This window comes from Brevundimonas sp. UBA5936 (assembly GCA_002430835.1).
GTDB lineage: Bacteria > Pseudomonadota > Alphaproteobacteria > Caulobacterales > Caulobacteraceae > Brevundimonas.
The window spans coordinates 1-4,645 of record DJDA01000003.1 but is presented as its reverse complement, the minus strand read 5'-3'; the positions used below and the strand labels follow the sequence as shown (position 1 = coordinate 4,645).

The following is a 4,645-nucleotide window of genomic DNA, read 5'->3' as shown; positions in this document are numbered from 1 at the left end:
GGCGGCGCGGGCGGCGGCGTCCTTGAGCTCGTTCACGCGGGCGCGGTCGGCGGGCGACAGGCGCGACAGGGCGCGTTCAAAGGCGGCGGTCTGTTCGGGCGAGAGCTGGGTCATGGCGGCCAGCTTGGCCGCAGGGGCTGTAAATCCGGTTAAATAACCGCACGCGGTTCGATATCCGGCGCGCCCAGCACCACAGGCCGCGCCCACCAGCCCGGCCGATCCAGGGCGAAGGCCGCCTCGATCGCCGCCGCGCGGTCGTCAAACAGGCCGAAGACCGTCGCGCCCGACCCCGACATCCGCGTCAGCCGACAGCCCGGCGCGGCGCGCATGGCGCTCAGCGCCTCTTCGATGCCCGGCGTGACGGCCAGAGCGGGCGCCTCCAGGTCGTTCCGCTGGACCGACAGCCAGTCGATCACGGAGGGGGGGGACCAGTCGGCGGGCCCCGACGGCCGATCCGCATCCCCGACGGGCGCGGCGTCATAGGCGCGATAGACCGCCCCCGTCGGCGACGGCAGGCCGGGGTTCAACAGCACGCCGTGCAGCGTGGGCAGGCGCGGCTCGTCCTCGAGCGCCTCGCCGACGCCCGAAGCCCAGGCCGGGCGGGCGCGCAGGCACATGGGGCCGTCCGCCCCGGCGGCCAGAGCCAGACGCTCCAGCGCGTTTTCCGTCAGATCGAGGCCCAGCAGGCGCGCCGTCAGCCGCAGCGCCGCCCCTGCGTCCGCCGAACCGCCGCCCAGACCAGCGGCGATGGGCAGACGCTTGTCCAGTGTCACGGCCACGAGCGGATCGCCGATCCCGGCCGCCTCGCCCAGGGCGCGCAGGGCCTTGAGGATCAGGTTGTCGCCCTCCCCGTCCAGTCCGGCGGCGAACGGCCCCTCGACCCTCAGCGACAGGGCCTCGGCGCGGCGCACCGTCACCCGGTCGCCGACATCGGCGAAGACGGCCAGGCTGACCAGCGGATGATAGCTGTCGGCCCGCACCGGCCCGACATGCAGCAACAGATTGATCTTGGCCGGCGCCAGGCCGCTCAGAGCGTCGGAAACGGACATGACGGCGTCAGTCGTCCGCGCCGCCTGCGGACCCCAGCCCCTTGTCCCCGCTCGGATCCTGGCCCAGGCGGTCGCGCAGCTTGGCCTCGACCTCGCCGCGGCGCTTGTCGTCGACCTCCAGCGTCAGGACGCGGTTCCACTGGAAGCCCGCTTCACGCTGACGGCCCACGGCCCAGTAAGCGTCGCCCAGATGGTCGTTGATCTCGGCGTTGGCGGGCTCCTTATCGACGGCGCCCTCCAGGTTGACCACCGCCGCCTCATACTGCCCCTGACGATACTGGGCCCAGCCAAGGGAGTCCTGAATGTTGCCGTCCTTGGGCTCGGCGGCGTGGGCGCGCGCGATCATGGCGGAGCCCTCCTGCACCCGCGTCCCGGTGTCGACCCAAAGATAGCCGAGATAGTTCAGCAGGGTCGGATTGTCGGGCTGCATCTGCAGGGCGGCCCACAGCTCGGCCTCCGCCTCGGTGTCCCGGTCGAGGGATTCATAGGCCGCGCCGCGCAGGAAATGGACCTCGAAACCTTGATCCGCCGTGTTCAGCAGCGGGCCGTTCAGCAGCTCCAGCGCCGCTTCGTGACGCTCCATCTGCATCAGCTGACCGGCCAGCATATAGGCCACGCCCGCCTCGTCGGGACGCACGGCGGCGGCGCGGCGCAGCTCAACCAGGGCCTCTTCATCCCGTCCCGCCTTGCTCAGGCTCATGGCCGTCTGGATGCGGGCGGCGGCGTAGAGGGCGGGCGAGGCCTCGCTGACCTCGGCCAGGGCCGCCCGGCCCGCGGGCTCGATCCCGCCCTGGATCAGGGTCTGGCCGACCAGAAGCTGGGTGTTGTCGCTGGGCGACAGGTTCTGAGCCAGTCGCAGATAGACCACGCCGAACTCATGGGCGCGCTGGGCGATCATCTGGTCAGCGGCGGTGCGCAGCGCCTGGGCCGCGCCCTCGCGCAAGTTCGGCAAGGCGGGCGGGCGGCCCTTGGCCAGCACCCGCTCGCGCCCCTGGATCACGCGCCGGTCGGCCGTTCCGGCGGTGATGGCGGCGTCATACTGGACCAGGGCCTCGTCGCGACGGCCGCGACGTTCAAGGAACTCGCCGTACGGTTGGCGGAACAGGGCGCCGGCGATGGCGTGGCTGGTCAGGTCGCGCCATTCGGCGTCGGCCTCGTCATAGCGACGGCGCTGCTCCAGCAGGCGGGCGCGATTGGCGCGCGCCACCATGGCGCTGACCGGATCGAAATCGGCGGGCGGCATGGCCAAAGCGCGGTCCCAGTCCTTGGCGGCCGCGGCGATCCAGCCCTGGACGTAGAAGCCCGCGCGGTCATGCGGCTCGCCGACCGGCGCGCTTGTCAGCAGGGCGTCGGCGCGGCGGGCGTCGCCGCCGGCGTAGACCTGAACCGCCTGCACCAGGCGCCCCGCCTGGACGATGACCGGCGACACCTCGGGATCGGTCGGAGCGATGCGGCCCGCCTCGTCCAGATCGCCGGCCAGAAGCGCAGCGGTAAAGGCCTGTTCGCGCACGCGCGGCTGTTCCGGCGTCAGGGCGTAGACGCGGGCCAGATAGTCGGCGCCGACTGCGCTCTCGCCGCTGGTCAGGGCGTTGCGGCCCGCCAGATAGAGGCCGAAGGCGCTGTTCTTCTCGGCGTCCAGAGGGATCGGCGCCCAGACGGCGGGAATGGGCGCGACCTTGGGTTCCTCGGGCGTTTCCGGCTCATCGGCGATGATGATGTGCGGGACGGGATCGCCGTTCGGCTCGGCATCCTGTGCATCTGCGTCCTGCGCGTCTTCGGCCGGGGATTCCGGCGCGGGCGCAAGAGCCTCCTGCGCCAGGGACGGCGCGGCCAGCGACAGCGCAAGGGCGGAAGCCGCCAGGAACAGGACAGGGCGAGAAGAGACGAAACGCATGGCCGGACCCTTCACGCTTTCCCTTTCGCCCGCAAGAGTCTGAAAGCGCAAATCCCTCTCCCGGTGGGAGAGGGTTGTCGTCTTACATGTTCGGATAGTTCGGGCCGCCGCCGCCTTCCGGCGTGGTCCAGACGATGTTCTGCGACGGATCCTTGATGTCGCAGGTTTTGCAGTGGACGCAGTTCTGGGCGTTGATGACGAAGCGCGGATCGGCGCGGTTCGCTTCGTCCGCATAAACGACTTCGTACACCCCGGCCGGGCAATACAGCCGCGCGGGCTCGCCGTACTTGGGCAGGTTGACGTTGATCGGCACCGACGGATCCAACAGCTTCAGGTGCGCGGGCTGGTCCTCGGCGTGGTTGGTGTTGGAGATGAAGACGCTCGACAGCTTGTCGAACGACAGCTTCCCGTCCGGCTTGGGGTAGAAGATCGGCTTGTGCTGCGAAGCAGGTTCGGTCGAGGCCGCGTCGGTCTTGCCGTGGCGCAGGGTGCCGAAGAAGGAGAAGCCGCCCGTCAGGTGGTTGACCCACAGGTCGAACATGCCGACCGCCCCGCCCATCATGGTGCCCAGCTTGGACAGCAGAGGCTTGGCGTTGCGGACGACCTTCAGCTCCTTATAGACCCACGAGCGCAGGTATGCGGCCTGATAGGCGCTCAGCACGTCGCCCTCGCGGCCCTCCATGACCGCGTCATAGGCGGCGTCGGCGGCCAGCATGCCGGTCTTCATGGCGTTGTGGCTGCCCTTGATGCGCGGCACGTTCACGAAGCCCGCCGAACAGCCGATCAGGGCGCCGCCGGGGAAGGCCAGTTTCGGCACCGACTGGAAGCCGCCCTCGGTGATGGCGCGGGCGCCGTAGGAGATGCGCGTGCCGCCCTCCAGATGCTCGGCGATGGCCGGGTGGTGCTTGAACTGCTGGAACTCGTCGAACGGCGACAGGAAGGGGTTCTTGTAGTTCAGGTGGACGACGAAGCCGACGGACACATAGCGATCGCCGAAGTGGTACAGGAAGGAGCCGCCGCCCGTCTTGTCGTCCAGCGGCCAGCCGGTGGTGTGCTGGACCAGGCCGGGCTGGTGCTTCTCGGCCGGGATCTGCCACAGCTCCTTCAGGCCGATGCCGAACTTCTGGGGATCAGCGGCGTCGCACAGGTTGTGGCGGGCCATGATGGTCTTGGCCAGCGAACCGCGCACGCCCTCGGCGATGAAGACGTATTTGCCGTGCAGTTCGAGGCCCGGCTGGAACTCGCCAGTCGGCTTGCCCTCGCGGTCGATGCCGAAGACGCCCGCGACGACGCCCTTCACCCGGCCCGTTCCTTCTTCCCAAACGACATGGCTGGCGGCCATGCCGGGATAGACTTCGACGCCCAGCGCCTCGGCCTGTTCGGCCAGCCAGCGCGCGACATTGCCCAGAGAAGCGATGTAGCAGCCGTCATTGTGCATGAAGGGCGGCAGGGCGAACATCGGCAGGGAGGCCTGGCCCTGCGGGCCCAGCACCAGGAACTTATCCTTGGTCACCGGCGTCTCCAGCGGCGCGCCGCGTTCCTTCCAGTCAGGGAACAGCTCGTTCAGCGCCTTTGGATCGATGACCGCGCCGGACAGGACATGGCCGCCGATCTCAGCCGACTTCTCCAGCACGGCGACGGAAATCTCCTTCCCGTCCTTTTCGGCCCGCTGTTTCAGGCGGATGGCGGCGGACAGGCCGGC

3 protein-coding genes are annotated in these 4,645 nt (G+C 69.7%); all 3 read right to left on the bottom strand.

Translation table 11 applies throughout. The features are described 5' to 3' along the window. Positions 1-149: 149 nt before the first annotated feature. Positions 150-1,049, bottom strand: coding sequence for a 4-(cytidine 5'-diphospho)-2-C-methyl-D-erythritol kinase (locus B2Y21_RS00400; protein WP_292055871.1), 900 nt, complete (start codon positions 1,047-1,049; stop codon positions 150-152). A gap of 7 nt (positions 1,050-1,056) precedes the next feature. Next, on the bottom strand, positions 1,057-2,943 hold the full coding sequence (locus B2Y21_RS00395) for a tetratricopeptide repeat protein (protein WP_292055869.1): 1,887 nt from the start codon (positions 2,941-2,943) through the stop codon (positions 1,057-1,059). An 82-nt stretch (positions 2,944-3,025) separates the two neighbouring features. Continuing rightward, positions 3,026-4,645, bottom strand: a 1,620-nt coding sequence (locus B2Y21_RS00390) for an electron transfer flavoprotein-ubiquinone oxidoreductase (RefSeq protein ID WP_292055867.1), incomplete at its 5' end; no start/stop codon positions are given.

Bases quoted from the DNA above. Each gene is read 5' to 3' on its own strand.
- B2Y21_RS00400 (WP_292055871.1), bottom strand. From the start codon at position 1,049: ATGTCCGTTTCCGACGCTCTGAGCGGCCTGGCGCCGGCCAAGATCAAT.
- B2Y21_RS00395 (WP_292055869.1), bottom strand. From the start codon at position 2,943: ATGCGTTTCGTCTCTTCTCGCCCTGTCCTGTTCCTGGCGGCTTCCGCC.